At 53.9% G+C, this 25,917-nt stretch carries 26 protein-coding genes and 1 riboswitch; of the genes, 12 read left to right on the top strand and 14 right to left on the bottom strand.

The window, feature by feature from the left end; all coding sequences use genetic code 11:
• The first annotated feature begins 14 nt into the window (after nt 1-14).
• On the top strand, nt 15-818 hold the full coding sequence (gene rlmA, locus LH23_RS18780; RefSeq protein WP_039294473.1) for a 23S rRNA (guanine(745)-N(1))-methyltransferase: 804 nt from the start codon (nt 15-17) through the stop codon (nt 816-818).
• Here the strand turns inward: rlmA and mntP are convergent, their stop codons facing one another.
• The 5 genes from mntP to manX all read right to left on the bottom strand — a co-directional run bounded on the left by mntP (nt 819) and on the right by manX (nt 4,997).
• Nucleotides 819-1,391, bottom strand: coding sequence for a manganese efflux pump MntP (gene mntP / locus LH23_RS18775; RefSeq protein ID WP_039294468.1), 573 nt, complete (start codon nt 1,389-1,391; stop codon nt 819-821). It abuts the gene before it with no gap.
• A gap of 6 nt (nt 1,392-1,397) precedes the next feature.
• A riboswitch (yybP-ykoY riboswitch) is annotated at nt 1,398-1,586 on the bottom strand.
• A 198-nt stretch (nt 1,587-1,784) separates the two neighbouring features.
• The gene (locus LH23_RS18770) at nt 1,785-2,243 is read right to left on the bottom strand and encodes a DUF986 family protein (RefSeq protein ID WP_039294466.1); all 459 of its coding nucleotides are present in this window, start codon (nt 2,241-2,243) and stop codon (nt 1,785-1,787) included.
• A gap of 60 nt (nt 2,244-2,303) precedes the next feature.
• Nucleotides 2,304-3,155, bottom strand: a complete 852-nt coding sequence (locus LH23_RS18765) for a PTS mannose transporter subunit IID (protein WP_008454033.1) — start codon at nt 3,153-3,155, stop codon at nt 2,304-2,306.
• Between the two features lie 12 nt (nt 3,156-3,167).
• Entirely contained in the window at nt 3,168-3,968 is an 801-nt protein-coding gene (locus tag LH23_RS18760; protein ID WP_008454035.1) for a PTS mannose/fructose/sorbose transporter subunit IIC, read from the bottom strand.
• A gap of 63 nt (nt 3,969-4,031) precedes the next feature.
• Nucleotides 4,032-4,997 (bottom strand): PTS mannose transporter subunit IIAB, encoded by a 966-nt coding sequence (gene manX / locus LH23_RS18755; protein ID WP_039294463.1) that lies wholly within the window; start codon nt 4,995-4,997, stop codon nt 4,032-4,034.
• Between the two features lie 474 nt (nt 4,998-5,471).
• Here manX and yoaE point away from each other — a divergent pair, with 474 nt between their 5' ends.
• Nucleotides 5,472-7,034, top strand: coding sequence for a CNNM family cation transport protein YoaE (gene yoaE, locus LH23_RS18750; RefSeq protein WP_039294460.1), 1,563 nt, complete (start codon nt 5,472-5,474; stop codon nt 7,032-7,034).
• A gap of 1 nt (nt 7,035) precedes the next feature.
• Here the strand turns inward: yoaE and LH23_RS18745 are convergent, their stop codons facing one another.
• Together LH23_RS18745 and LH23_RS18740 are read right to left on the bottom strand one after the other, a co-directional pair.
• A complete protein-coding gene (locus LH23_RS18745; RefSeq protein WP_039294458.1) occupies nt 7,036-8,634 on the bottom strand; it encodes an EAL domain-containing protein in 1,599 nt (532 codons plus the stop codon).
• Between the two features lie 188 nt (nt 8,635-8,822).
• The gene (locus LH23_RS18740; protein WP_039294454.1) at nt 8,823-9,836 is read right to left on the bottom strand and encodes a nitrilase family protein; all 1,014 of its coding nucleotides are present in this window, start codon (nt 9,834-9,836) and stop codon (nt 8,823-8,825) included.
• A 95-nt stretch (nt 9,837-9,931) separates the two neighbouring features.
• On the opposite strand from LH23_RS18740, the gene LH23_RS18735 reads away from it, so the two are divergent.
• The gene (locus LH23_RS18735; protein ID WP_039294452.1) at nt 9,932-10,792 is read left to right on the top strand and encodes a LysR family transcriptional regulator; all 861 of its coding nucleotides are present in this window, start codon (nt 9,932-9,934) and stop codon (nt 10,790-10,792) included.
• Nucleotides 10,793-10,934: 142 nt separating this feature from the next.
• Here LH23_RS18735 and sdaA read toward each other — a convergent pair whose 3' ends face one another.
• The 3 genes from sdaA to pabB form a co-directional block, all read right to left on the bottom strand.
• Nucleotides 10,935-12,299 carry an L-serine ammonia-lyase gene (gene sdaA, locus LH23_RS18730; RefSeq protein ID WP_039294449.1) on the bottom strand — a complete coding sequence of 455 codons (1,365 nt, stop codon included), beginning with the start codon at nt 12,297-12,299 and terminating at the stop codon, nt 10,935-10,937.
• Nucleotides 12,300-12,482: 183 nt separating this feature from the next.
• Nucleotides 12,483-13,079 carry a CoA pyrophosphatase gene (locus LH23_RS18725; RefSeq protein ID WP_039294446.1) on the bottom strand — a complete coding sequence of 199 codons (597 nt, stop codon included), beginning with the start codon at nt 13,077-13,079 and terminating at the stop codon, nt 12,483-12,485.
• 3 nt (nt 13,080-13,082) lie between these two features.
• Nucleotides 13,083-14,450 (bottom strand): aminodeoxychorismate synthase component 1, encoded by a 1,368-nt coding sequence (pabB, locus tag LH23_RS18720; RefSeq protein WP_039294443.1) that lies wholly within the window; start codon nt 14,448-14,450, stop codon nt 13,083-13,085.
• Between the two features lie 62 nt (nt 14,451-14,512).
• On the opposite strand from pabB, the gene LH23_RS18715 reads away from it, so the two are divergent.
• A complete protein-coding gene (locus tag LH23_RS18715; RefSeq protein ID WP_008454053.1) occupies nt 14,513-14,713 on the top strand; it encodes a YoaH family protein in 201 nt (66 codons plus the stop codon).
• 21 nt (nt 14,714-14,734) lie between these two features.
• Here LH23_RS18715 and LH23_RS18710 read toward each other — a convergent pair whose 3' ends face one another.
• Nucleotides 14,735-15,079, bottom strand: a complete 345-nt coding sequence (locus tag LH23_RS18710; RefSeq protein ID WP_039294440.1) for a RidA family protein — start codon at nt 15,077-15,079, stop codon at nt 14,735-14,737.
• A gap of 128 nt (nt 15,080-15,207) precedes the next feature.
• On the opposite strand from LH23_RS18710, the gene LH23_RS18705 reads away from it, so the two are divergent.
• From LH23_RS18705 to rnd, 5 genes are all read left to right on the top strand, one after another.
• Nucleotides 15,208-17,118: an ATP-dependent DNA helicase gene (locus tag LH23_RS18705; protein ID WP_039294437.1), complete on the top strand. Its 1,911-nt coding sequence runs from the start codon at nt 15,208-15,210 to the stop codon at nt 17,116-17,118.
• Between the two features lie 68 nt (nt 17,119-17,186).
• Nucleotides 17,187-17,882 (top strand): tRNA (adenosine(37)-N6)-threonylcarbamoyltransferase complex dimerization subunit type 1 TsaB, encoded by a 696-nt coding sequence (tsaB, locus tag LH23_RS18700; RefSeq protein ID WP_039294434.1) that lies wholly within the window; start codon nt 17,187-17,189, stop codon nt 17,880-17,882.
• A 43-nt stretch (nt 17,883-17,925) separates the two neighbouring features.
• Entirely contained in the window at nt 17,926-18,516 is a 591-nt protein-coding gene (locus LH23_RS18695) for a Slp family lipoprotein (protein WP_039294432.1), read from the top strand.
• 201 nt (nt 18,517-18,717) lie between these two features.
• Nucleotides 18,718-20,403, top strand: coding sequence for a long-chain-fatty-acid--CoA ligase FadD (gene fadD / locus LH23_RS18690; RefSeq protein WP_156108063.1), 1,686 nt, complete (start codon nt 18,718-18,720; stop codon nt 20,401-20,403).
• Between the two features lie 69 nt (nt 20,404-20,472).
• Nucleotides 20,473-21,594, top strand: a complete 1,122-nt coding sequence (gene rnd, locus LH23_RS18685; RefSeq protein ID WP_156108062.1) for a ribonuclease D — start codon at nt 20,473-20,475, stop codon at nt 21,592-21,594.
• Between the two features lie 140 nt (nt 21,595-21,734).
• On the opposite strand, the gene minE is transcribed toward rnd, so the two are convergent.
• From minE to minC, 3 genes are read right to left on the bottom strand one after another with little or no spacing between them, the layout of a single operon-like run.
• Nucleotides 21,735-22,010 carry a cell division topological specificity factor MinE gene (gene minE / locus LH23_RS18680; protein WP_008454068.1) on the bottom strand — a complete coding sequence of 92 codons (276 nt, stop codon included), beginning with the start codon at nt 22,008-22,010 and terminating at the stop codon, nt 21,735-21,737.
• Nucleotides 22,011-22,013: 3 nt separating this feature from the next.
• Nucleotides 22,014-22,826, bottom strand: a complete 813-nt coding sequence (minD, locus tag LH23_RS18675) for a septum site-determining protein MinD (RefSeq protein ID WP_039294422.1) — start codon at nt 22,824-22,826, stop codon at nt 22,014-22,016.
• Nucleotides 22,827-22,850: 24 nt separating this feature from the next.
• A complete protein-coding gene (minC, locus tag LH23_RS18670; RefSeq protein WP_039294418.1) occupies nt 22,851-23,561 on the bottom strand; it encodes a septum site-determining protein MinC in 711 nt (236 codons plus the stop codon).
• Between the two features lie 126 nt (nt 23,562-23,687).
• Here minC and LH23_RS18665 point away from each other — a divergent pair, with 126 nt between their 5' ends.
• The 3 genes from LH23_RS18665 (at nt 23,688) to LH23_RS18655 (ending at nt 25,847) form a co-directional block, all read left to right on the top strand.
• Complete coding sequence (locus LH23_RS18665; RefSeq protein WP_039294416.1) at nt 23,688-23,963, top strand: YcgL domain-containing protein; 276 nt, start codon at nt 23,688-23,690, stop codon at nt 23,961-23,963.
• A 75-nt stretch (nt 23,964-24,038) separates the two neighbouring features.
• Nucleotides 24,039-25,097 (top strand): lytic murein transglycosylase, encoded by a 1,059-nt coding sequence (locus LH23_RS18660; protein WP_039296884.1) that lies wholly within the window; start codon nt 24,039-24,041, stop codon nt 25,095-25,097.
• Nucleotides 25,098-25,187: 90 nt separating this feature from the next.
• Nucleotides 25,188-25,847 (top strand): fumarylacetoacetate hydrolase family protein, encoded by a 660-nt coding sequence (locus LH23_RS18655; RefSeq protein ID WP_039294414.1) that lies wholly within the window; start codon nt 25,188-25,190, stop codon nt 25,845-25,847.
• Nucleotides 25,848-25,917 lie beyond the last annotated feature (70 nt).

The raw sequence follows: 25,917 nt of genomic DNA, 5'->3' as shown, positions 1-25,917 counted from the left end.
CTCCGGAGTTTTCTATGTCCTGGCTTTGCCCATTCTGCCATTCCGTGCTTAGCGCCAGCGCGAACAGCTACCGCTGCCCTCAGGGGCATCAATTTGATATAGCCAAAGAAGGCTATGTTAATTTGCTGCCCGTTCAGCATAAACGTTCGAAAGACCCGGGTGACAGCGCGGAAATGATGCAGGCTCGCCGGGCATTCCTCGACGCCGGACATTATCAGCCACTACGCGATGCTCTTTGCCTGCTGTTAAAAGAGATAGCGCCCTCTGCACTACTGGATATTGGCTGTGGGGAAGGGTATTACACGGCGGGATTTGCAGCGGTCGTGGCTGAGCAGGGCGGTGAGACATGGGGGCTGGACGTTTCAAAAGTTGCCATTCGCTACGCGGCTAAACGCTACCGGGAAGTGAAATTTTGCGTTGCATCCAGCCACCGCCTGCCGTTTGCCGATGAGAGCATGGACTCGATTGTGCGCATTTTTGCCCCCTGTAAGGCTGAAGAGCTTTCGCGAGTTGTGAAGCGCGGCGGTGTGGTGGTGACAGCCACGCCTGGCCCACGCCATTTGATGCAGCTAAAAGGGCTCATTTATCAGGATATTGTTTTGCACAGTGAAGAGGTTGAAGCTATGCCGGGCTTTACGCTGCAACGGACACTACAGCCAGGCTGGATGATGAACCTGCGCGGGGATGAGGCTGTTGCCCTGCTGCAAATGACGCCGTTCGCCTGGCGTGCTCGCCCTGAAGTTTGGGAGGAGCTGAGAGGAGAAACGGCGTTTAGCTGTGAAACTGACTTTGTGGTGCGAGTCTGGCAGCGCGATTGATCAGTTAAAAGGGGCGAAATGGCTGTACATAATCTGGCAGCCGATGCCTATCAGCACGATACCGCCGAGGATCTCGGCGCGTTTACCTAACATGGGTCCGATAAATCGGCCGACCATCATCCCCAGCGTAGACATGATCGCGGTAGCGCAGCCGATGGCTAAAGCAGTCTGAATAATATTGACCTGCAGGAAGGCAAGCCCAACGCCCACGGCCATTGCATCAAGGCTGGTGGCAATCGCAGTGGTCACCAGCAGCCAAAAACCGTGGCGATGAATTTTAGGCGCATCTTCCTGAGCCGCCCCGCGGAAGCCTTCCAGCACCATACGCCCGCCGAGGAACACCAGCAGAATAAAAGCCACCCAGTGGTTCCATTCCAGCACAACCTTGCTAGCCAACAGGCCAAGGCCCCAGCCGATAAGCGGGGTAATGGCTTCAATGACGCCAAAGATCAAACCGGTACGGAGTGCTTCTGAGAATTTAGGTTTGTGCAGGGTGGCACCTTTGCCGATGGAAGCGGCGAAGGCGTCCATGGACATGCCGAAAGCAAGCAGGATTGTTGCGGAGAGATTCATTCTTACGCCTCAGTTGGGAATATCCATATACACGCAAACCATCCCCAACTTTACGATGGCGCGTGCCTATGGTCTCGCCTACTCAGAACTCTGAGGCGTACATGCCACGTTAATCTCAGGAACGGATATAACGAGTATGTTGACATGTACATTTCTGCCTGTGGCAGAAATCGGCTACTCCCCAACGACGGGCGCAACCTTAACATATTTTTTTAAATTAAAACAATCTTTGAATTCTATTTTTATCATTATTTATTGATAACGATTTTCATTTTAATGAGATATGCAATGAAAAGGTTAAAATAAAGCCGTACAAATCTTATGAAATAGCAAAGGCTATGTTTCAGGTGGTGAAAAACAACCCACAAATATAGACTTTGCTATAATTGTAACTTACTGAGTTGAAACCATTAATTTGTAGATTTTTTCGAGGTCATCAATATTCTTTACGCGAATCAATAAGCGCCGCTGTTCTAATTGCATCACCAGCACACCATCTTCCGATAAATTCATTTCTTTAATGCGGTTATATTCCACCCAAACATTGGCGAAGAAAAAACCATGACTTTTGAAGATGATCTTCGGCTGCCTGAACCAGGAAAGATAAATAGCCATTAGCGCCAGAGCAGATAATAACCATGTGGTTAGCGGGGTACCGTGCGAGGTTACGTTGTTGTAGATAAGAATGCCGACAAGAAAGACAAAGATGGCGCTGTCCACGCGATTGCGGCGAAGCAGGGGGATTTTGAGCAGGGTTTTGCCCTTTAGTTTGTCCATCACAAACTCATCGTAAACGGCAAAAGCCAGCAGCAACGCGATAAACACAACCAGCACGACATCCGTTAACGTCATGAAACCTCCCGTCAAAGATAAAAAAACCGGGGGCTGGATGCCCCCGGTTATCAGTACATATTACAGACCCAGCAGGCCAATAGCGTAACCTACGATGCCGATCACGAAGAAGCCCATGATGATCCACAGTGCGTTGACTTTTTTGCGCAGCAGCCACATACAGGCAAAGGTCAGCAGCAGCGGTACCAGGCCTGGCATCAGCTGGTCAAGGATCGTTTGCACGGTGGTCACTTTAACTGCCCCGGTCTGGTCGGTAATTTTAGACACCACCAGCGGGATGTTAACGTGCGTCCACTTGTTAACTAACGCCCCCATGACAAAGAGGCCGAGAATAGACGCCCCTTCCGTCAGTTTCTGCAGGAAGCCGCCGCCCATATCCTTAACGATATCGACGCCTTTGCGGTAGCCATAGGCCACGCCATAGTAGCGGGTCAGCAGGCGCACTGCGTTGAACAGAATGAAGAACAGCAACGGTCCAAGCAGGCTACCGCTCATGGCGATACCGGCCCCCAGGGCAGCAAAGACCGGACGCACAGTACCCCAGAAGATAGGGTCGCCTACACCAGCCAGCGGTCCCATCAGGCCAACTTTGATGCCGTTAATCGCACCGTCATCAATTTCGGCGCCGTTAGCACGCTGCTCTTCCATCGCCAGCGTTACGCCAAGCACCGGGGCGGCAACATAAGGGTGGGTGTTAAAGAACTCCAGATGGCGCTTGATAGCCTGGCGGCGGGCGTCGTTGTTCTCCGGGTACAGGCGTTTGATTACCGGCACCATACAGAAGCAGAAACCTAACGCCTGCATACGCTCGAAGTTCCATGAACCCTGGAACAGGTTCGAACGCAGGAATACGCCACGGATATCACTCTGGGTGATTTTCTTCTCAGTCGTTAATTTAGTGGAATCAACCATTTCGCTCACCTGTTAGTCCAGTTCGTTATCAAGATCGTTCGCGGCAGCAGCCTGGGCCGGAGCACCCGCGCTACGGTTATATTTCGGGCTGAGCTGAATGTAGAGAATGGCCATCACTGCGCCAATCACACCCAGTGCCACCAGGTTGAAGTTGGTGAACGCTGCGGTAACGAAACCGAGGTAGAAGAACGGCATCAGGTAGCCCGCGCGCATCATGTTGATGACCATCGCGTAACCGACCACCACAATCATGCCGCCGGCGATGTTCAGGCCGCTGGTCACCACTTCAGGAATGGCGTTCAGCATGTTCTGAACTTCACTGGTGCCTACGGAGATGGCGACGATAACCGCTGGAATAGCGATACGCATTGCCTGCAGGAACAGGGACGAGACGTGGATCCAGGAAAGCGCCGTCAGGTTGCCGTTATTGGCCGCCTTATCCGCCGCGTGCTGGAAGCCAACGGTAATAGTACGCACGATAATGGTCAGCACCTGGCCTGCAGCAGCCAGTGGAATAGCCAGCGCGATACCGGCCCCGATGCTTTGGTGCCCAGCGATGACCAGGATGGTTGAGATAATTGAGGCGAGGGCGGCATCCGGGGCCACGGCGGCACCGATATTCATCCAGCCCAGGGCGATCATTTCCAGCGTACCGCCGATGATGATGCCGGTTTTCATGTCGCCGAGAACGGCGCCGATTAACGTACAGGCGATAAGCGGACGGTGGAACTGAAATTCATCGAGCACCGACTCCATACCGGCGATACAGGCTACGACAAACACCAGCACAATCTGAAGAGTGGTAATCTCCATTGTACTTCTCCTATTGACGATGACTTATGTGTGAAATCTGAGCAATATTATTAGTGATGACAATCATTTAACTTTCGCGATCAGATCCATCATTTTCAGTTTTTGATCGGTAGACACTTTCCGCGCTTCAAGCTCAATACCGCGGTCATTCAGTTTTTTGAAGGCCTCAATATCTTTCTCATCTACGGAAATAGCGTTGTTAACCTGGGTTTTGCCCTGGCGGAACGCCATGCCGCCGATGTTGACGGAGGTGATTTTTACGCCACCCTCAACAATGCGCTCAACGTCGGTTGGGTTGGTGAACAGGAGCATGACGCGTTCACCGGCGTATTTGGGGTTGTTGTAAACGCGGATCATTTTTGCCACATCTACCACGTGGGCGGTAACGCCCGGCGGAGCGACCTGGGTCAGCAGCGTTTTGCGAACGGTGTCTGCCGCAACTTCATCACTGACGACGATAATGCGGGTCACGTTGGTTTCTTTCGTCCAGCGGGTGGCGACCTGGCCATGAATTAAACGGTCGTCAATACGTGCCAGACCGATGTTCATGTAATCGTTTGGACCCATCGGTTTAGCCGGTGCAGCGACTTTCGGCGCGGCGGCAACGGGGGCTGGTGCAGCTTTTTCAATCGGCTTAGCTTTCAGCGCTTTCACGCCTTCGCGGCCGGTTTCAACGGCGTGGGCAACCAGATCGTCGAAGGTAGGATTGTCGTCCCGCGACATCAGGGTTTCGACCAGCATCGGGATATTTATCCCGGCGACCACTTCGTAATGTTCCTTATCCACAACGATACGGCTTGCCGCATTGAATGGACTGCCACCCCAGGTATCCACGAGGAATAGCACGCCTTTGCTGGTATCCAGTTTCTCCAGCTGAGCGTTATATTTCTCGATCAGGGTTTCAGCATTTTCACCCGGGACGAAATCTATCCAGCCAACGTTCTCTTGTTCGCCTAATAGCATTTCGGCGGTTTTCAGCAATTGTTCCGCTGCCCAGCCATGTGTGCCTATGACAATAGCAATAGTCACTTGCTACCTCCTGTTTTTGTCATTACAACACCCCTCGAAGGGTGCGGTGGTGTATCGGGATCGTTTCAGCGAATCGATTCAGATAACACGTTCAAGAAAGAACAAACCATTTGCCGGAATTATTTTAGACAGTGAAAAAATAATTTATGTGATGAAGATCCGTAATTTAACGTTGCCGTGATTTCATGGCATTACGCTGTAAAATATGGTCAGCGTAAGTTGCAAAAAAATTGCAAAGTCAGGTAAATCTTTGCCAAGCCCTGGTTTACTTTGATAATGTTAGCGTCCGATTCACTTTCAGGAGTAGCGGGCAGTAGCCCACCCTATGGACCGTCACCGACGTCTTTTCACTGCCGGGATGCCTAAATCCCACCCTCTCAGCGGCGTTTTATGCCCGCAAATACGACTAATCAGCCGCCTTGCGTCCGTAACCTACGGAATGCCGATTTGCTGCGCCCTTAACGGGAGTCTGACATGGAACTGTTAATGGACCCGCAGATCTGGGCTGGTTTGCTTACGCTGGTTGTGCTGGAAATCGTACTGGGTATTGATAACCTGGTATTTATCGCCATTCTTGCGGACAAACTTCCGCCTAAGCAGCGGGATAAGGCTCGATTGATCGGCCTGTCGCTGGCGCTGATTATGCGTCTGGCGCTGCTGTCGCTGATTTCATGGCTGGTCACGCTAACCGCGCCGCTGTTCAGCATCGCGGATTTCACCTTCTCAGGCCGCGACCTGATCATGCTGGTGGGCGGTATCTTCCTGCTGTTTAAAGCGACCACGGAACTGCACGAACGCCTTGAAAACCGTCAGCATGATGACGGCCACGGCAAGGGCTATGCCAGCTTCTGGGTGGTGGTGTTGCAGATTGTGGTGCTTGATGCCGTCTTCTCGCTGGATGCGGTGATTACCGCCGTGGGGATGGTAAACCACCTGCCGGTGATGATGGCTGCGGTCGTCATTGCTATGGGCGTCATGCTGCTTGCCTCCAAGCCGCTGACCAACTTTGTTAACCAACATCCGACGGTGGTGGTGCTCTGTCTGAGCTTCCTGCTGATGATTGGTTTGAGCCTGGTGGCAGAAGGTTTCGGTTTCCACATTCCAAAAGGCTACCTGTACGCGGCCATTGGCTTCTCGATCATCATCGAGCTGTTTAACCAGATCGCGCGCCGTAACTTTATTCGCCATCAGTCACGACAGCCGCTGCGAGCGCGTACTGCCGATGCGATTCTGCGCATGATGAGCGGTAAGCGTCAGGAACGTGTCCAAAGCAGCGAAGACAGCAAAGCTATGACGCCAATCGAGGCGGAATCCTTCGCAGAAGAAGAGCGCTATATGATTAACGGCGTGCTGACGCTGGCGTCGCGCTCATTGCGTAGCATCATGACGCCGCGCGGAGAGATTTCGTGGGTTGATGCGATGAAGAGCGTGCCGGAGATCCGCGAACAGCTGCTGGCATCTCCTCATAGCTTATTCCCGGTGTGTCGTGGCGAACTGGATGAAATTATTGGCGTAGTACGCGCGAAAGAGCTGCTGGTTGCCCTGGACGAAGGTGTTGACGTGGCGGCGATTGCCGCACAGTCGCCGGCAATTGTTGTGCCGGAAACGCTGGACCCAATCAACCTGCTTGGCGTGCTGCGCCGGGCTCGAGGTAGCTTTGTTATCGTTAACAACGAATTCGGCGTAGTGCAGGGACTGGTCACGCCGCTGGACGTACTGGAAGCGATTGCCGGTGAATTCCCCGATGCGGATGAAACACCTGAAATCGTTCGCGATGGCGACGGCTGGCTGGTGAAAGGCTCAACGGACCTGCACGCGCTTCAGCAGCGTCTGGATATCCATCGCCTGATGCACAGCGAAGAAGACATTGCGTCTATCGCCGGCCTGGTGATTGCGGTGAATGGTCATATTCCTAAAGTCGGGGATGTGATCGAAGTCGCGCCGCTGCGTATTCAGATAGTCGAAGCCAATGACTATCGCGTCGATTTAGTTCGCGTGGAGAAAGAACGATCTCCACACGAGGACGAAGAAGAGTAAGTCAGCGCATAGGGAAGGCCGGGATAGCCCGGTCTTCATGGCGAGGGGGCGGCGGCGTGTTGCCCTCGAGCCAGTGAGAGAAATCTCGCAGCGGCATGGGTTTGGCGTACAAAAATCCCTGCAGCACATCCACACCGTTACGTCGTAAATATTCTGCCTGTTCCTGTGTTTCCACTCCTTCAGCCACCAAATCGATACCCAGCTTTTGCCCGAGCGCAATAATAATATCCGTCACCGTCGAGTTCACAGCATCGGTGCCGATGGCGGCGGTAAAGGATTTATCGATTTTCAGCACATTCGGATTCAGCGTTTCAAGATAAGCGAGCGAGCTATGTCCGGTGCCAAAGTCATCGATTGCAAGGTCTATCCCCATCTTATGCAACTGTTGCACCACACCATGGTCCACGGTAGGCAGGGCGTTACGTTCGGTGAGTTCCAGCGTTAATTTTTGCTTAGGCGTGGCCGGGAACCAATAACGTTTCAGGTCGCGAATTATCGCCCCTTCGTGGAAATGGCTGGCGGCAACATTAAGGCCGATATGAAACCCTGGTGTTTTAGGGAAAATATCCAGATGGCGAACGGTTTCATCCAGTACAAAGCGGGTGAGTGGGGCGATTTGCTGCTGCTGTTCTGCCAGAGGAATAAACACCTCCGGCGAAATCCAGCCCTGTCTTGGGTTGTTCCAGCGCAGCAGCAGCTCGACGCCAACGCACTGTAAGTTTCGGGCGCTAACCAGCGGCTGGCAGAAGACTTCAAATTCCCGGGCGGCAAGGCCGAGGTTTATTTCCCAGGAGAAGCTCATTCGGTTGGCAGTGGCAAGCCAGGCAATATAGCCCACCAGCAGGCTGAGTAATAAAGCCAGCGGAAGTTGAGCCGGTAAATTTTGCAGCGTTAACTGGTCGGCAGAAGGGCCAATGGCGGTAATAGAATATGGGTAAAGCTTAGATACGGTTTGTGTGGAAACATCATCTTCGTTTGTTTCTATCTTGCCTAGCAGACCGGTACCGTATTCAAGATGATCGTCGCCAACGTTCAGTACCGCTCGCGTCACCCAGGGATGCTCTGGCTTAAGCAGCAGGCTGGTTAACATCTGAATATTAACGATCTGCATCACGCCATCGTGAGGCTGCCCCAGCTGTGGCCGCCAGAAAATCAGCACCGGGGTGCCTTTTAATAGCGAGCTGTCGTGGGATAAAAAAAGCAGAGGTTCATCGGACGGCAGGCGCGTGTGGAGCTGATGAATCCCCACGTTGCGGCTGCCGTAAATACTGGAGCAGTACAGCACGCCATCTTTGATTAAACCAATCGCGCGTACCGTTTGCATTTTGGCGGCGTGTTCGCGAATTTTTAATTGGGCGCCGTCGCAGGAGGTACCGATGAGCTGCATAATATCGTCGCTGACGGTATTCAGCGGGGCAAGAAGTGTGTCAAGTGTGGTAATAATTCGCTGATTAAACTGGACGACGCGCTGTTCGTTAAGATTACGCTCTGTCGCATATCTGACGCTAAGCGTGACGATTAAAACTAAAATGGCGAGTACGGCGCAGACAATAACTCGCCTGCGGCGATAGTCAGAAATAATCCGCTGTGCCGTTTGCATCCCTGTTTCCCTGTTTCTCGCCGCAAGAAATGAGGCGTAACGTTATCATCAAAGTGTAGCGGGATATCAGAGCGCGAAAAAAATAAAAAAAGATAAGATAAAAAAAACACCGCACAAGCGGTGTTTGGTATGCATCTGTCGCTGATATCAGTGTTCATGAGGCAAAATATTGGTCTCCTGATGACAACCTATTCAGCCTTATTTTCGGCCTCGCTTCGAGAGTCACCGCCAAAAGAAGGCACATCTTCAGAAAATCGCGCTGTCCTTGCATCTCGCTCGTAACCCTGTGATTCGCACAAGACGCCATACAGCTCAGGCCGACGGCCGTGAATCCACCTGCGGCCAGTAGACATCGGCAGCAATTGCAGATCGAGGTTGGCGTACACTATCGTATCCTCAAAGGAACCTGTTTCGCTCACGATCCTGCCGTAGGGGTCAATAATCATGGCATTTCCTGTCCGAACCTCGCCGTTATCCAGGCCGACGCCATTACTGAACAGAATGAAAAAGCCATTATCATGCGCGCGAGAAGGTAACCAGCGCATCAGCCACCCCCGGCCGCTGTCACCGCGCAAGGCTGCTTCCAGCGTTTGAGGATCGTTATGTCTGTTTTCCCAGAGGCTGGGGGGAATAGGTTTCATGCCGAAGGGACTTCGCGAATGGGTTCCTCCAGTCTGGTGCGGAGCGATAAGAACGTCGGCGCCCAGTAATGCCGTAATACGCGCATTTTCCACGAGATTATTGTCCCAGCAAATAAGCACGCCAACACGCACTCCCCACGGGGTGTCAAAAACAGTAAAACTGTTGCCGGAGGCGATATCAGGGTGTTCAAAAGCGTGGAGCTTCCTGTGTACATGCCGCGTGCCATCCGGCATGCAGATGGCGTAGGCATTATACAAGCGCTCGTCGCAGCTCTTTTCAATGAACCCAACCCCAATAGCCATCTGGTATTGTTCGGCAAGTGCTGCAATCCTGGCCAATGATGCGCTCTCATCAGCCCGCTCAGACAACGCATCCAGTGCCTGACGGCTGAGATCCGGCACATGCCAGTATCCGGTAATGCACATTTCAGGGAAGGCCAAAATCTTTACCTCCTCTTGGGCGGCCTGAATAATAAATTTCTCCATCACCGATAAATTGTACTGTTTGTCTCCCGCCCGGTGGCAAAACTGAACTGTGGCAGTACGAATAGTGGTATCCATTTTTCGCTCCTTATTTAACGATTCGGAGGCTATTCCATCAGAGAGCACGTTCGCGTGTATAATCACGATTTCGGCCCATACGATAACCAGACGGAATGGATATAAAACTGCTGCGCGCTTTCGTTACCCTCTCAAAGTCAGGGTCATATCATTCAGCCGCTGAAAAACTGTGTGTCACGCAGCCTGCACTGACCAAACAGATCCAGACGCTGGAGTCCCTTTCCGGCATCACGCTATTTCAGCGAGGTCGCCACGGGGCAAGGCTGACCGTGGCAGGCGAACTATTGCTCCCAGGGGCCACAGCGGTTCTTGAACGTCATGATTTTTTCTGTTCCGAAGTGGCCGATATTCAGAAAGGACGGGCAGGAAAACTGACCATGGGCTTTGGGATCTCCTCTTTCCAACGGGCACCTCGTCACGTGGCCGTCTTTCGTAGCCAGTTTCCAGATGTGCAGGTCTCCCTGAATGATATGTCGTCTGCCGACCAGTTTCGGCAATTAACGGAGGGTAGCCTTCAGGTCGGATTCGTGCGATTGCCTGCGCCTGCGCAGCTGGACAGTCGAATCCTGGCGGAAGAACAGCTGGTTCTTGCCGTGGCTCAGACTGCTTATACGGAAACAGCGGTTGCAACAGAGTTGCTTCAAATAAGCCAACTGCTGCAGCTGTCTCGCAATCGGGGAGAAGGGCTGTCGGCACAGACATCGCAATTTCTCTCAGGAAATAATCTCGCTCCCCGCACCGTTTCAGCGGCAGATGATATTCAGACCTTGCTGGCGCTCGTTGCCGCCGGAGAGGGTGTGGCATTGCTGCCGGCGGGGGTAAGTCATATTCTGCCAGCCGGCGTCAGGCTTGTGGCACTTGAAGGCAAACATACCACCTGGCAGACCGGCATTGCCTGGAATGCTCAGTTAAACGATCCTGTGCGAGATCGTTTCCTGCAGATGGTGCTCGGGTGATTGAATTTTAGATATTGAATGTCGGGGAAAGAACAAGCGGATGTTCGGTAAAACGAGGTGAGCGGGAAATACCTCACGATACTTCCCGCTTATTTCATCACGAACGCTGTTCAGCGCATAAGCAGCGTTTCGTGGTTACGGCTTAATCGCACTGAACCTTGATGGCCAGCCCGCCTCGTGATGTTTCGCGGTATTTGGCGTTCATGTCTTTACCGGTTTCGTACATGGTCTCAATGACCTTATCGAGCGAAACGCGTGGGGCGCTGGTACGACGCATCGCCATACGGGTGGCGTTGATAGCCTTCACCGAGGCAATCGCGTTACGCTCGATACATGGCACCTGTACCTGGCCGGCGACCGGGTCACAGGTCAGGCCGAGGTTATGCTCCATGCCGATTTCCGCCGCAACGCAAACCTGTTCCGGGCTTGCGCCCAAAATTTCAGCCAGACCCGCCGCCGCCATCGAACAGGCAACACCAACTTCACCCTGGCAGCCCACTTCAGCACCAGAAATAGAGGCGTTCATTTTGTACAGCACGCCAATAGCGCCGGAGGCCAGGAAGTAGCGAACCCAGGTATCCGGCGTGACAGGCTCGATAAAGTGGTCGTAGTAGGCCAACACCGCAGGCACGATCCCGCAGGCGCCGTTGGTTGGCGCGGTTACTACGCGGCCACCTGCGGCGTTCTCTTCGTTCACCGCCAGGGCAAACATGTTCACCCAGTCAACCACGTTCATTGGATCGTTGGACAGCTTGTCGCTGGACACCAGCATCCGGCGCAGGGCAGAGGCACGACGCGGCACGCGCAGCGGGCCAGGCAGCACGCCTTCGGTATTCATGCCGCGATCGATACAGGCGCGCATGGTTTGCCAGATGTTGGCGAAGTAGTCTTCGATTTCCTGGCGGCTATGCAGTGCCAGTTCGTTCTGCATTACCATGCCGGACACGGACAGCCCGGTGTCCTTGCAGTGCTGCAGCATTTCCTGTGCGGAATGGAACGGATAAGGCACGGTGACTTCGCTGGCCGCATCTTTACCAAAGTGTTCTTCGTCGACGATGAAGCCGCCGCCGATGGAATAATAGGTTTTGCTGTAGATCTCTTTGTCGCCGTTATAGGCGTGGATCTGCATGCCGTTTTCGTGCAGCGGCAGGTTGTCGCTGCGAAAACGCATGCCGTTATCCTGCGGAAAATCGACTTCATGCCGACCCTGAGCAATTAGCAGACGACCGCGGGTTTCCACGTCGCGAATAAAAGCCGGAATAGCGTCGATATCGACGTTATCAGGCTGGTTGCCGGCCAGACCCATAATAATCGCGATATCGGTGTGGTGGCCTTTCCCCGTCAGGGAAAGAGAACCGTAAACGTCCACCGCGATGCGGGTGGTACTGTCCAGCAGTCCCTGTTCGATCAGTGCGTCGACAAACTGTTTCCCGGCCTTCATTGGCCCGACGGTATGGGAGCTGGAAGGCCCGATGCCGACTTTGAACATGTCGAATATGCTAATCACTCTAAAACTCCTCTGATAGCACCCTGTTTCATGGAACATGATGCTTTGAAATGGCTAAGCGCTAGTTTAAAAATTTATTGGTTCCACCAGGAAACTATTCACATGAATTAAACTAATGCTTAACCATAAATCACCTAATAGCAGATGATTTATGGTCTTTCTGTTGCTTAAATATAGCCATTTTCAGCGTTTTAAAGTGTCGCCTGGATCGCTATCTACTTGTAAAGAGAGTTCGCGAATAATCCCCGCCGTCATACCCCAAACAAAATAGCGTTGATACCAGGAAAGCCAGACGCGATGCGCGTTGCCGCGGCGATGAATATCTAACGGATGGTAGCGCCCAAGACTCAGGGCCTCGGCGAGCGGCATTTCAAACACCGCAGAAACTTCATCTTCACTGGCGCGCCACGGTAAATCAGGGGGAATGATGCCGACAATCGGCGTTACCTGGAAACCCGTCACGCTGTCCACCGGCGGAAGCGTGCCGATAACCTCGACGGATTCTGGTGGAATAGCGACTTCTTCCTGTGCCTCGCGCAGCGCGGCGGCTATCAGCGAGCTGTCGGTGTCGTCTACCGCTCCACCGGGGAAGGCCACCTGACCGGCATGTTTGCGCAGCATCAGCGAGCGTTGGGTGAGCAAAAGCCCTGGCTGAGGCCGGCGTACAATCGGCACCAGTACAGCCGCCTGACGTTTGTTGCTGACCGGCGTGCTATCCGCCGGGCGTAACAGTTGAAACCGGGTAAGGAAATCATTCAGCGTCAGGGACGAACCAGGCATGCATTAATTCTCCAGTAAGGGCAGGATACGATTAACTTTATCAAAAGTTTCCTGATATTCCGCCGCCTCGTTACTGTCGGCGACGATCCCGCCGCCGGCAGAACAATATAATTTCCCGCCTTCAGCAGTAAGCGTGCGGATGGTGATGCTGGTATCCATCTTTCCGCAGAAGCTAATGTAGCCGATACTGCCGCACCATGCGTTACGCCGCTGAGGCTCCAGCTCTTCAATAATTTCCATTGCCCGCACTTTGGGGGCGCCGGTAATTGAACCGCCGGGGAAGGTGGCGCGCAGGAGATCGCAGGCGCTAAGCGTCTCAGGCAACCTGGCGGTAATTGTGCTCACCAGATGATGCACCGCAGGGAAAGGCTCCACCACAAACAACTCGGGCACTTTGACGCTGCCCGGCACCGCAACGCGGCCAATATCGTTGCGTAGCAAATCAACAATCATCAGATTCTCAGCGCGATCTTTTGGTGAGTTCGCCAGGCGCTCAGCTTGGGCTGCGTCGGCCTGCGGGTCGGCAAGGCGAGGCAGCGTGCCTTTAATCGGACGGGTTTGAATCTGCTTGTCTTCGAGCAGAACAAAACGCTCCGGAGAAAGACTGAGAATACAGCTGTCCGGCAGCCGCAAAAAAGCGCTGAACGGCGCGCGGTTCGCCTGATTTAGCGTTTCGAAAGCCTGCCATTCATCCCCTTCATAGCGGGTGCTGAACCGCTGAGCCAGGTTAACCTGGTAACAGTCGCCACTGCTGAGATAAGCCTGGATCTGGCGGAACTTCTCGCCGTACGTTTCTCGGGACATATTGGACTGCCATTGGCTGGTCAGCCGGAAAGGCTGAACCTCTTGCCGGGGCGAGAGTGCATTCAGCCAGGCCAGACGCGCGTCAATATCTCCCTGGCTAACCAGCGTCAGACGCTGCAGATGGTGGTCTGCAATCAGCGCCCAGTCATAAATGCCGACGGCCATGTCCGGCGTGATCAAATCCTGTTCAGCTGTCTCAGGGATTTTCTCAAAGCGGCGACCCAGGTCGTAGCTGAATAGCCCCAGCGCGCCGCCGCAGAAAGGAATATCGCTGGTGGGCGTGGTGGCAAGGCCAAAGCTGTCCAGCGTTTGCTGTAACAGTTCGAGCGGGCATTCGCTGTGTAGCGATGAGAGTCCGTGGCGTTCAATAACGGTTTCCTGGCCGCGTGTGACCAGCGTCGCAAGCGGGCTGGCGACCATAATATCAAAACGATTATGCGGATGGTCGGCAAAACCAGAGTGAAGCAGCATGGCCCAGGGCTGAGCGGAAACCGCGCGGAAATAGTGCTGAACGGCATCAGCCTGCCAGCGGAGTTCGCGAAAAGCGGGAGAGGTTGTAACATTCATCTTGGTAGCATCGTCAGGAGCAGAGTAAAATAGCGACTTCAGCACTGTAACAGGAGTTAAACATGATTTCAGGATTACCGGCGCTTAGCCACGAGCAGCAGCAGCAGGCCGTCGAGCGTATTCACGAACTGATGGCCGACGGCATGAGTAGCGGTGAAGCCATCGCCCTGGTAGCCAGTGAGATTCGCGCCTCGCATACCGGGGGTAACGTCGCCGTACGTTTTGAGGATGAAGACGGCGAAGAAGAAGACCCGCAGGACTAGCCGGGCCTCAGCGACTTAGCGTTACACCGCCGCGATGATTTTGATTTCCACTTTGTAGCGCGGGTTCATCAATTTAGCCTGTACGGTGCAGCGTACCGGCGCTTTACCCGCCACGACCCACTCATCCCACGCTTTATTCATCGCCGCAAAATCTTCGCCATCCGGCAGGAAAATCGTTGCATCCAGAATGCGGGTCTTGTCGCTGCCGAGTTCGGCCAGCAGGGTGTCGATTTGCTGCAGGGTGTTGGCCGTCTGCTGGTAGGCGTCAGCATCCAGATTTTCCGGAACGCCGGTGTAGTACACGGTCTGGTTATGGATAACCGCATCAGACCAGCGGGCTTCGGGTTTAATACGCGCAATACTCATGGCAACTCCTTAACAACAAACGATATGTGCGGCACAGACTGCCACAATCTGCTGCCCGGTGCCACCGCCTGGCTGGATAAACCTCGCCGGGGCTGACATAATCACTGGCAATTTAACCAGGGGGTAACGTGACGGACGATTTTGCAGCAGACGGCCAGCTGGCTAAGGTCATTCCCGGTTTCAAGCCGCGTGAAGCTCAGCGTGAAATGGCGGAAGCCGTAACCAGGGCGATCAAAGCCGGCGGTGAGCTGGTGGTAGAAGCGGGCACCGGGACAGGGAAAACGTATGCTTATCTTGCCCCCGCGCTGCGTTCTGGCAAAAAAGTCATTATCTCTACCGGCTCGAAAGCGCTTCAGGATCAGCTGTTTTCTCGCGATCTGCCGACGATATCCCTCGCGCTGAAATTTACCGGCCGCGTGGCGTTGCTCAAAGGGCGCTCTAACTACCTTTGTCTGGAAAGGCTGGAACAGCAGTCGCTGGCGGGCGGTGATTTGCCCGTGCAGGCGTTAAGCGACGTAATGCATTTGCGCGGCTGGGCCAGTGAAACCGTGGATGGCGATATCAGCACCTGTGGGTCCGTCGCCGAAGATTCCACCGTCTGGCCGATGGTCACCAGCACCAACGACAACTGTCTGGGGCAGGACTGCCCGCAGTATCAGGACTGTTTTGTGGTCAAGGCGCGTAAAAAGGCGATGGATGCCGACGTGGTGGTGGTGAACCATCATCTATATCTGGCCGACATGGTGGTGAAAGAGAGCGGCTTTGCGGAGCTTATTCCCGAGGCTCAGGTGACGATTTTCGATGAAGCCCACCAGATCCCGGATATTGCCAGCCAGTATTTTGGCCAGTCTATCTCCAGCCGGCAGTTGCTCGACCTCGCCAAAGACATTTCCATTGCCTACCGCACGGAAGTCCGCGACGCGCAACAGCTGCAAAAAAGCGCCGACAGCCTTGCCCAGCGCACGCAGGACTTCCGCCTGCAAATAGGCGACCCGGGCTACCGGGGAAACCTGCGGGAGCTGCTTGCGGACACCAATATCCAGCGCTCGCTGCTGCTGCTCGATGATGCCCTGGAGCTGTGTTATGACGTGGCAAAGCTTTCTCTTGGCCGCTCGGCGCTGCTGGACGCCGCTTTTGAACGGGCGGTAATTTATCGCGGGCGGATCAAAAGGCTGAAAGAGATTAATCAGCCGGGCTACAGCTACTGGTATGAATGCAACGCCCGCCACTTCACGCTGGCCCTGACGCCTCTCTCTGTAGCGGACAAGTTTAAGGAAGTCATTCGTGAAAAAGCGGGCTGCTGGGTCTTTACCTCGGCCACGCTTGCGGTGAATGACAATATGAGCCATTTCACCGAGCGGCTGGGTATCGACGAGGCGGAAACGTTGCTGCTTGCCAGCCCGTTTGATTATGCTAAGCAGGCGCTTCTGTGCGTGCCGAGAGGGCTGCCAACGCCCAATCAGCCTCACGCTGGCCGTCACCTGGCTAACCTGTTGCGCCCGCTTATTGAGGCGAACAACGGGCGCTGCTTTATGCTTTGTACCTCCCACGCCATGATGCGTGACCTGGCGGAACAGTTCCGGGCCACCATGACGTTGCCCGTGCTGCTGCAGGGGGAAACCAGCAAAGGTCAACTGCTACAGCAGTTTGTCGAGGCCGGTAACGCCCTGCTGGTGGCGACCAGCAGCTTCTGGGAAGGCGTTGACGTGCGCGGCGATACGCTCTCTTTGGTCATCATCGACAAACTTCCCTTTACCTCACCGGACGATCCGCTGCTCAAGGCGAGAATGGAAGATTGCCGCATTCGCGGGGGCGATCCGTTTGACGATGTCCAGTTGCCCGACGCAGTCATTACTCTTAAGCAGGGCGTCGGTCGCCTCATCCGTGATGTGGAAGACCGTGGAGTATTGGTTATCTGTGATAACCGCCTGGTCATGCGGCCTTATGGCGCTGTTTTTCTTAACAGCCTGCCGCCTACGCCGCGTACCAGGGATATAAATCGGGCAGTTGAGTTCCTCAATGCCTCAGGCGCGCAGTAATTTGTGCCAGGCTATGGTATGATGCGCGCCGTTTTTTGACCTTATCTCCGCCAGAGGTTGGCAAGCCCATGCGAATTTTAGCCATCGATACCGCAACAGAAGCCTGTTCTGTTGCCCTGCAAAACGACGCGGCGTCCTACGCCCATTTCGAGCTCTGCCCGCGCGAGCATACGCAAAGAATTTTACCGCTGGTCAAAGAGATCCTGAACCAGGGCGGGATTACTTTGTCTGAGGTGAACGCACTTGCCTACGGGCGTGGGCCGGGCAGTTTTACCGGCGTGCGCATTGGCATTGGTATTGCGCAGGGGCTGGCGCTGGGCGCTGAGCTGCCGATGATTGGCGTTTCAACGCTGGCGACGATGGCGCAGGGCGCATGGCGCAGAACGGGCGCGACCCGCGTACTTGCTGCAATAGATGCCCGCATGGGCGAAGTCTATTGGGCTGAGTATGAGCGTGACGAGCAGGGCGTGTGGCACGGTGAAGCAAGCGAAGCCGTCCTCAAGCCTGAAGACGTTGCCGGGCGGTTGAAGCATCTGAGCGGCACCTGGGCTACAGTCGGAACAGGCTGGCAGGCCTGGCCTGATATGGCGAAGGGTAGCGGACTTTTGTTGCAGGACGGTGAAACTACGCTGCCTGAAGCTGAGGATATGCTTCCTCTGGCGCAGCAGGCGTTCAGCGCCGGTAAAACCGTCGCCGTCGAGCATGCTGAGCCTGTCTACCTGCGTAATGAAGTCACCTGGAAAAAGCTACCTGGCAGAGAGTAAGACCGACCGCCGCTAAACGGCGGGAAGGTTAAGGAGATGAGGTATGGCTGTTTATAATGTCAAAAAATGCAGCTGGCTGCTGGCGGCCGCTGCGGCGTTGGTCCTGAGCGGCTGCGTGAGCGTGCCGGATGCGATTAAAGGGACTTCCGCGACCCCGCAGCAGGATCTGACGGCGGTGATGAGCGCGCCCCAGCTTTATGTCGGGCAGGAAGCGCGCTTTGGCGGGCGGGTGGTGAACGTGGACAACCTGAAGGGCAAAACTCGCCTGGAGATTGCCACCGTCAGCCTCGATGAAGGTGCCCGTCCGGCATTGAATGAGCCTTCGCAAGGGCGCATTTATGCCGATGTGAATGGCTTCCTTGATCCGGTCGATTTCCGCAATCAGCTGGTGACCGTCGTTGGGCCAATTACCGGCACGGCAGAAGGTAAGATTGGCCAGACGCCCTATAAATTCATGACCATGCAGGCGACGGGCTACAAGCGCTGGAACGTGGTCCAGCAGGTGGTCATGCCACCACAGCCTATTGACCCGTGGTTCTGGGGTGGGCCTTACCCGTATCGCCACCATTACGACATGTGGGGCGGCTGGTACAATCCGGGGCCTGCACAGGTGCAAACCGTTGTAACCGAATAATCTGTTGTTTTTAAAATATTTTCAAACAGCGGCCTGGCCGCTGTTTGTTTTTATCCAGGACGGATGAAAAAATTTAGTGATGTGCTTCGCAACCTTTAATCAGGCTAATTAATAAACTGGTACGCTGAGTTAATATTATGTTAACGAAATGTATTCCCTGGGGTTGTGATGACGACAAATAATAATTTCAGAGGTGGATCCTTGAATAAGGTTTGGCTTAACCGCTACCCGGCCGACGTTGCGGCTGAAATAAATCCCGACCGCTATCAATCCCTGGTTGATATGTTTGAGCAGGCTGTCACTCGCTACGCCGACAAACCTGCGTTTATCAACATGGGGGAGGTGATGACCTTCCGCAAACTGGAAGAGCGCAGCCGGGCATTTGCCGCATACCTTCAGCAGGGGCTGGGCCTGAAAAAAGGCGACCGCGTGGCGCTGATGATGCCAAACCTGCTGCAGTATCCTGTCGCGCTGTTCGGTATTCTGCGCGCCGGTATGGTGGTGGTTAACGTGAATCCGCTCTATACCCCGCGAGAACTGGAGCACCAGTTGAACGACAGCGGAGCCAGCGCGATTGTTATTGTGTCAAACTTTGCCCACACGCTGGAGAAAGTGGTCGAAAAAACCCAGGTGAAACATGTGATCCTGACTCGCCTGGGGGATCAGATCTCCGGGCCGAAAGGGACGCTGGTTAACTTCGTGGTGAAGTACATCAAGCGGCTGGTGCCGAAATACCACTTACCAAACGCTATCTCTTTCCGTCGGGCGCTGCAAAGCGGCTACCGCATGCAGTACATCAAGCCTGACATTCTCAATGAAGACTTGGCTTTCCTGCAGTATACCGGCGGTACAACCGGCGTAGCCAAAGGCGCGATGCTGACGCATCGCAACATGCTGGCCAACCTGGAGCAGGTCAGAGCGGCATACAGCCCGCTGCTGCATGAAGGCAAAGAGCTGGTGGTGACCCCGCTGCCGCTGTACCACATTTTTGCTCTAACTATTAACTGCCTGCTGTTTATCGACATGGGTGGCCAGAACTTGCTGATCACCAACCCGCGCGATATTCCAGGGCTGGTAAAAGAGCTGGCGAAATATCCGTTCACCGCCATGACTGCCGTGAATACGCTGTTTAACGCGTTACTGAATAACAAAGAGTTTCAGCAGCTTGATTTCTCCAGCCTTCACCTCTCTGCGGGCGGCGGTATGCCCGTCCAGCACGCGGTTGCCGAACGCTGGGAAAAACTCACGGGCCGTTTCCTGCTTGAAGGCTATGGCCTGACTGAATGCGCACCGCTGGTCAGCGCCAACCCGCATGATATGGATTACCACAGCGGCTCTATCGGCCTGCCGGTGCCGTCTACCGATGTGAAGCTGGTAGACGATCAGGGTAATGAGGTGCCACCGGGCGAGCCTGGCGAACTGTGTGTTAAAGGCCCGCAGGTGATGCTGGGCTACTGGCAGCGTCCAAAAGAAACTGATGAAATCCTTAAAGACGGCTGGCTGCGCACCGGGGATATTGCGGTGATGAACGAAGAAGGCTTCATGAACATCGTTGACCGCAAAAAAGACATGATCCTCGTTTCCGGCTTCAACGTTTATCCAAACGAAATTGAAGATGTGGTGATGCAGAACGAAGGCGTGCTTGAAGTCGCTGCTGTGGGGGTTCCTGCCGGGGTGACCGGTGAGCAGGTGAAAATCTTTGTGGTGAAAAAAGATCCCACGCTAACGGAAGAGGCGCTTATCGCCTTCTGCCGTCGTCAGTTAACTGGCTATAAAGTGCCGAAACTGATTGAATTCCGCACGGAACTGCCAAAATCGAACGTCGGGAAAATTTTACGACGAGAACTGCGTGACGAAGCGGGCAAGACAGGCAACAATAACGCCTGAGCTCCAAGTCACTCGTCCTGATGCCGGTTCGCCGGCATTTTTTATGGGCGCAACCTAAGAGAACTGAATTTGACTTACCAGATGATCACTACCGATGAAGGGCTGGCCGCCGTTTGCCTGGCCGCCCGTCAATTCCCCGCGCTGGCACTGGACACCGAGTTTGTTCGTACCCGTACCTACTACCCTCAGCTGGGGCTGATCCAGCTTTATGACGGTCAGCAGGTTTCGCTGATCGATCCTTTAACCATCAGCGACTGGTCGCCTTTCAAAGCCTTGCTGCAGGATCCGGATACAATCAAATATCTGCACGCGGGCAGTGAAGATCTCGAAGTCTTCCTGAATGCTTTTGGCATGCTGCCAGATCCGTTTATCGATACGCAGATTCTGGCTTCCTTCACTGGCCGCCCGTTGTCTTGCGGCTTTGCCACCATCGTCGAGTCCTACACCGGCATTGCGCTGGATAAAAGTGAATCCCGGACTGACTGGCTGGCTCGTCCGCTCACGGAGCGGCAGTGTGAATATGCTGCGGCAGACGTACTTTATTTGCTGCCTATCGCTGAGAAACTGATGGCCGAAACGGAAGCGGCGGGCTGGATCGGTGCGGCTCTCGATGAGTGCCATCTGATGTGCTCTCGCCGCCGCGATCAGCTTGATCCGGAAGAGGCCTGGCGCGACATAGGTAACGCCTGGCAGCTGCGAACCCGGCAGTTGGCCTGCCTTAAGAAGCTGGCAGCCTGGCGCCTTCGCAAAGCCCGCGAGCGCGATATGGCGGTAAACTTTGTCGTCCGTGAAGAAAACCTGTGGCAGGTGGCGAGATACATGCCTGGCTCGCTGGGGGAGCTGGACTCGCTTGGCCTGAGCGGCAGTGAAATTCGCTTCCACGGTAAGACGCTTATCGCCCTGGTGGCCGAGGCGCAGGCGCTGCCGGAGAGCGAACTGCCGCAGCCGCTGCAAAACCTTGTGGATATGCCGGGCTACCGCAAAGTGTTTAAGGCGATTAAAGCTCTGGTGCAGGAAGTGAGCGAGGCAAAAGGGCTGAGTGCCGAATTACTGGCCTCCCGCCGCCAAATCAATCAGCTGTTAAACTGGCACTGGAAATTGAAGCCGCAAAACGTCATGCCGGAATTAATTAGCGGCTGGCGGGCAGAATTAATGGCAGAAGCGCTAACGAAATTGTTGGCGGAATACTGATTGTTCATATGACCTGGGAATAATTACAGTATTGTTCTCAGGCTGATATATATTTGTGGACCGCAACGAGAAGGCTCTTAATAAACGTTAAGTGGCGGCATAAAAATAAAACCCCCTGACACATGCAGGGGGTTTTTTATTCAGGCCGATTTGCTGGCTTCTTCCGCTTCCGGGAGCGTCACGTTCAGCTCCAGAATCGAAATATCCCCATCGCGCTGCTCAAGCTGGACGCTAACCATTTCCGGGTCGATTTGCACGTACTTGCAAATCACGTCGAGAATGTCCTTGCGCAGCTGCGGCAGGTAATGGGGTTCTGCATCGCTACGGCGACGCTCAGCTACAATAATCTGTAAACGCTCTTTCGCGATGTTGGCGGTGTTCTTTTTTCGTGACAGAAAAAAGTCGAGTAATGCCATAACTTATCCTCCGAACAGGCGTTTCAGGAAACCCTTCTTCTCTTCTTCAATGAAGCGGAAAGGGCGTTCTTCGCCGAGCAGGCGTTCAACGGTATCGGCGTAGGCTTTGCCTGCATCCGATTCGCCGTCAAGAATCACCGGCTCGCCCTGGTTGGACGCACGCAGCACTGACTGGTCTTCCGGGATAACGCCAACCAGCGGAATGCGCAGAATTTCGAGCACATCTTCCATGCTCAGCATATCGCCTTTATTGACGCGACCCGGGTTGTAGCGGGTCAGCAATAAATGCTCTTTAATAGGATCTTCACCGTTTTCAGCGCGGCGGGATTTAGAGGACAGAATGCCGAGAATTCGGTCTGAGTCACGCACCGAGGAAACTTCCGGGTTGGTGGTGATCACGGCTTCATCCGCAAAGTACAGCGCCATCAGCGCGCCGGTTTCGATACCTGCCGGGGAGTCACAAACGATAAACTCGAAGTCCATGTTTTTCAGGTCTTCCAGCACCTTGGCCACGCCTTCGCGGGTCAGGGCGTCTTTATCGCGGGTTTGTGAAGCTGGCAGGATATAGAGCTGTTCAGTACGCTTATCACGGATAAGCGCCTGATTCAGCGTGGCATCGCCCTGAATCACGTTAACGAAATCGTACACAACGCGGCGTTCGCAGCCCATGATCAGGTCAAGGTTACGCAGGCCAATGTCGAAATCAATAACGACGGTTTTTCTTCCCTTTTGGGCCAGCCCCGTAGCGATGGCCGCGCTGGACGTGGTCTTACCGACGCCCCCTTTACCCGATGTAACAACAATAATGCGTGCCATAAAGGATTTCCTTGTTAAAAGGGCTTAATTCAAAGATTGAACGGAGAGCGCACCACTCGCCAGATTCAGGCGAGCCGCTTTTCCATAATAATCGGCTGGGATCTGCTCGCTCAGCCAGTACTCGCCCGCAATAGAGACAAGCTCTGCCACCAGGTTAGTACAAAATATTTGTGCATCACGATCGCCGCTTGCACCAGCCAGCGCACGGCCACGCATCATGCCGTAAATATGAATATTACCATCTGCTATCAGTTCTGCACCGGCGCTGACGTGATTGGTCACAATCAAGTCACAGTTTGGCGCATAAATGCGCTGCCCGGAACGGACCGGTGTATCAATTAAACGTGTTTTTGTGACCGGTGTAACATCCGGCGCAGCAACCACGACGGGCTCTGCAGGTGCGGCTTTTGGCGTTCTTGCGGCCTTTTCTTTCCCTTCGGTCAGCAAGGGCAGGCCAGCGCGCTCAATTTCAGCCTTTAAGGCTTCATCTTTACAGCCGCTGATACCCACAACGCGCAGGCCGGTTGCGGTGACGGCCTGTTGTACTTTCTTCCAGTTGACGGAACCATCGAGACTGGCGACGTTAACGACCACCGGGGCATTCTTTAAGAATGCGGGAGCCTGGGCGATTTTATCTTCCAGAGCCTGGCGAATAACCTCAGGTTGTGCATCATGCAAATGAACCACAGATAAGGTAAAACTGCTGCCCTTTAACTCGATTGGCGTGTTTGACATCCTGGCCTTACTCAATTCAGTTTCAATCCCCACTATTGTGGGACGATATTCCGAAGTACACCAGGCATGTTATAGTCCAGCTTATATTCAGGCAAGCCACTCGCTGGCGAAAATAGAGTAAAAAAAATGTTTTGTGTGATCTACAGAAGTACTAAACGTGACCAGACATATCTTTATGTCGAAAAAAAAGACGATTTTTCCCGAGTGCCGGAAGAACTGATGAAAGGCTTTGGCAAACCGGTGCTGTCGATGCTGTTGCCGCTGGACGGCAGTAAAAAACTGGCCAATGCCGATTTGGATAAAGTGAAGCAGGCACTGGAAACGGAGGGTTATTATTTACAGATCCCACCTCCGGTAGAAAGTTTGCTGGCCATGCACCTGGAAAAGAGTCCTAAAAAATAACTTTCGGACTGAAGGTAAATCTTTTCCATGCATTCACACGGAAAATGTGTGAAACACATTATTGAAGATAAGCCGATGAAAAATGCTGCTTTGCGTTATACCTTCAGCGTCTTAATACTCTCCTGTGGGGCAGGTTATCTCCCCCATGCTGAGGCGGCTCCCACAGCCGCTTCAGATCCTCAAAGCAGCACGCCTCAAACCATCACGCTCGCTGAACAAGGGCGTAATCCCGCTGAATTCCCGGCTTATGTCGAAAAATTAAAATCACAAGCCAGGAAGCAGGGCATCAGCAACGAGACGCTGGCAAAAGCCTTTACCAATATTCATTTTGTTGATCGGGTTATTCAATCCGATCGCAATCAGCTGGAAAAGAAAATAACGCTCGATGACTATTTAACCCGAGTGATCACCCCGGCAAAAATAAAACAGGCGCGTAGTCTGGCCAAACAGCATCGATCAGAGCTGGAAAAGGTCAGCGCCAACAGTGGCGTTCAGAGTCGCTACATCGTCGCCCTGTGGGCAATGGAGAGTAACTTCGGCAAACTGCAGGGCAAAGAAGATGTCATTTCTGCTTTAGCAACGCTCGCTTTTGAGGGACGCCGTGAAGCATTTTTTACCAACGAACTGATGTCGGCGCTGAAAATCATTCAGCGGGGTGATGTTCGTGAGGCGCAGATGAAAGGCTCGTGGGCCGGCGCGATGGGGCAAAACCAGTTTATGCCGAGTTCGCTATTGCGCTACGGCAAAGACGGCGACGGAGACGGTAAAATTGATATCTGGAATAACACCCGCGACGTTTTCGCCTCCACGGCAAACTACCTGGCGGTAGAAGGCTGGGAGCGTGGCGGAGCGTGGGGCTATGAGGTGAAACTGCCTGCTGGCTTTAATAGTTCGCTGCTGGGAACAAGTCCGGAGCAGGGCAAGTCCGTGGCCCAGTGGAAAAAACTAGGGGTAACACTGCCGGGTGGAACTCATCTCCCTGTCTCCTCAAAAAAAGCCTGGCTGGTGAGGCCAGACGATGGCCTGGCGCGTTCATTCCTCGTCTATAACAACTTCCGCACCCTGATGCACTGGAACCGCTCTTACTACTTTGCCATTAGCATTGGCAAAATGGCGGATGCTATTGCCCGATAAAGCACGCTTAGAAACACTTCCCCGGTATTCAGCGGGGCGTTTTTTATCTAGTATCAAAGGCAGTTAACACAAACGACACAGAGGAAAGGCATGTATCAACATCATAACTGGCAGGGTGCGCTGCTGGATTTTCCGGTAAACAAGGTAGTCTGTGTTGGCAGCAACTATGCCAAACATATTAAAGAAATGGGCAGTGCGACGCCGGACGAGCCGGTGGTGTTTATCAAGCCAGAAAGCGCGCTGTGTGATATTCGCCAGCCGCTGGCATTGCCGCAGGAATTTGGTTCCGTGCATCATGAAGTTGAGCTGGCTATTCTGATTGGCTCAACCCTCAAGCAGGCAAGCGAAGAGCACGTGCAGAAAGCCATTGCCGGCTATGGCGTTGCGCTGGATCTCACGCTACGCGATCTGCAGGCCAAACTGAAAAAAGCAGGCCAGCCGTGGGAAAAAGCCAAGGGCTTTGATAACTCTTGCCCAATCTCCGGGTTTATTCCGGCGGCGCAGTTTACTCACGATCCGCAAAATACCCCGCTGGAGCTGAAGATCAACGGTGAAGTTCGCCAGCAGGGAAACACCGAAGACATGATCCATAAGATCGTGCCGCTGATTGCCTATATGAGCAAATTCTTCACTCTGCGTGCGGGGGATGTGATCCTGACCGGAACACCGGAAGGCGTCGGCCCTCTGCTCAGCGGCGACGAGCTGGAAGTGAGCTTTGCCGGCCACAGCCTGACGACGCGCGTTTTATAAACAATTTGCCGCTTCAGGGCGGCAAAACTTGCATCCGGGTGTCAGACTGTTTATAAGGTGCAGCTTAATT

The organism is Cedecea neteri, assembly GCF_000758305.1.
Classification (GTDB): domain Bacteria; phylum Pseudomonadota; class Gammaproteobacteria; order Enterobacterales; family Enterobacteriaceae; genus Cedecea; species Cedecea neteri_C.
Note: the sequence above shows the minus strand (reverse complement) of the source record. Positions and strands in the feature narration are given on the sequence as shown.

Coding starts and splice junctions, on each gene's coding strand:
- rlmA (WP_039294473.1), top strand. CDS start 15: ATGTCCTGGCTTTGCCCATTCTGCCATTCCGTGCTTAGCGCCAGCGCG.
- mntP (WP_039294468.1), bottom strand. CDS start 1,391: ATGAATCTCTCCGCAACAATCCTGCTTGCTTTCGGCATGTCCATGGAC.
- LH23_RS18770 (WP_039294466.1), bottom strand. CDS start 2,243: ATGACGTTAACGGATGTCGTGCTGGTTGTGTTTATCGCGTTGCTGCTG.
- LH23_RS18765 (WP_008454033.1), bottom strand. CDS start 3,155: ATGGTTGATTCCACTAAATTAACGACTGAGAAGAAAATCACCCAGAGT.
- LH23_RS18760 (WP_008454035.1), bottom strand. CDS start 3,968: ATGGAGATTACCACTCTTCAGATTGTGCTGGTGTTTGTCGTAGCCTGT.
- yoaE (WP_039294460.1), top strand. CDS start 5,472: ATGGAACTGTTAATGGACCCGCAGATCTGGGCTGGTTTGCTTACGCTG.
- LH23_RS18745 (WP_039294458.1), bottom strand. CDS start 8,634: ATGCAAACGGCACAGCGGATTATTTCTGACTATCGCCGCAGGCGAGTT.
- LH23_RS18740 (WP_039294454.1), bottom strand. CDS start 9,836: ATGGATACCACTATTCGTACTGCCACAGTTCAGTTTTGCCACCGGGCG.
- LH23_RS18735 (WP_039294452.1), top strand. CDS start 9,932: ATGGATATAAAACTGCTGCGCGCTTTCGTTACCCTCTCAAAGTCAGGG.
- LH23_RS18725 (WP_039294446.1), bottom strand. CDS start 13,079: ATGCCTGGTTCGTCCCTGACGCTGAATGATTTCCTTACCCGGTTTCAA.
- pabB (WP_039294443.1), bottom strand. CDS start 14,450: ATGAATGTTACAACCTCTCCCGCTTTTCGCGAACTCCGCTGGCAGGCT.
- LH23_RS18715 (WP_008454053.1), top strand. CDS start 14,513: ATGATTTCAGGATTACCGGCGCTTAGCCACGAGCAGCAGCAGCAGGCC.
- LH23_RS18710 (WP_039294440.1), bottom strand. CDS start 15,079: ATGAGTATTGCGCGTATTAAACCCGAAGCCCGCTGGTCTGATGCGGTT.
- tsaB (WP_039294434.1), top strand. CDS start 17,187: ATGCGAATTTTAGCCATCGATACCGCAACAGAAGCCTGTTCTGTTGCC.
- LH23_RS18695 (WP_039294432.1), top strand. CDS start 17,926: ATGGCTGTTTATAATGTCAAAAAATGCAGCTGGCTGCTGGCGGCCGCT.
- minE (WP_008454068.1), bottom strand. CDS start 22,010: ATGGCATTACTCGACTTTTTTCTGTCACGAAAAAAGAACACCGCCAAC.
- minD (WP_039294422.1), bottom strand. CDS start 22,826: ATGGCACGCATTATTGTTGTTACATCGGGTAAAGGGGGCGTCGGTAAG.
- minC (WP_039294418.1), bottom strand. CDS start 23,561: ATGTCAAACACGCCAATCGAGTTAAAGGGCAGCAGTTTTACCTTATCT.
- LH23_RS18665 (WP_039294416.1), top strand. CDS start 23,688: ATGTTTTGTGTGATCTACAGAAGTACTAAACGTGACCAGACATATCTT.
- LH23_RS18660 (WP_039296884.1), top strand. CDS start 24,039: ATGAAAAATGCTGCTTTGCGTTATACCTTCAGCGTCTTAATACTCTCC.
- LH23_RS18655 (WP_039294414.1), top strand. CDS start 25,188: ATGTATCAACATCATAACTGGCAGGGTGCGCTGCTGGATTTTCCGGTA.